Annotated in this window: 1 protein-coding gene; it reads left to right on the top strand. The window is 66.9% G+C overall.

Annotation, left to right across the window (positions count from 1 at the left end):
• Positions 1-285 (top strand): hypothetical protein (locus A6V37_RS41725; protein WP_208607856.1); only part of this gene is annotated, 285 nt, incomplete at its 5' end.
• Positions 286-510 lie beyond the last annotated feature (225 nt).

Consider the following 510-nt stretch of genomic DNA (forward strand, 5'->3'; position numbering starts at 1 on the left):
CTTTACGTTATCGCCTTGCATCGCGCCTTGCATCGACTTGGCCCCTGCTCCCCGGGCTTTCAGGCCGCTGGCACCCCGGCTGCGTCCAAACAGCCGAATATTTTAGCAAACCATCTGACCGGCCAGCCGGCAGTCGATGCCCGCCCGCCGTCTTATCCGCGCTTCTGTCAATATTTTTCCGTTTCCCGGGCGCTTTCCGGCACCTTTCAGCCCCGCTCGCGCCCTCTCTCGCCGCCGCGCGCGCTCGCCGCCGCGCCCTTCCTCGTCCCCCCGCTCCAGCTCTAGACACGCTGCGGCCACCTCCTGCCTCACCCCCCTCGCTGCCGAACGCACCGGCCCTCTCGCACCCGCTACCCCAACGTTTCCGTCCCCGCACCGCCAGTACTGCCCGCAGCTCTGCCCGCCTCCCGCCCTTCCTTTTTGTCCCACTCCCCATCGTATCGGCCCGCCATCCCCACACTATCCTCTTGCAACACCCCGTTCCTGCCTCGTGCTCCTCTTCCGTGCCAC

Origin of the sequence: Paraburkholderia ginsengiterrae (assembly GCF_001645125.1) — a bacterium.
GTDB classification, from domain to species: domain Bacteria; phylum Pseudomonadota; class Gammaproteobacteria; order Burkholderiales; family Burkholderiaceae; genus Paraburkholderia; species Paraburkholderia ginsengiterrae.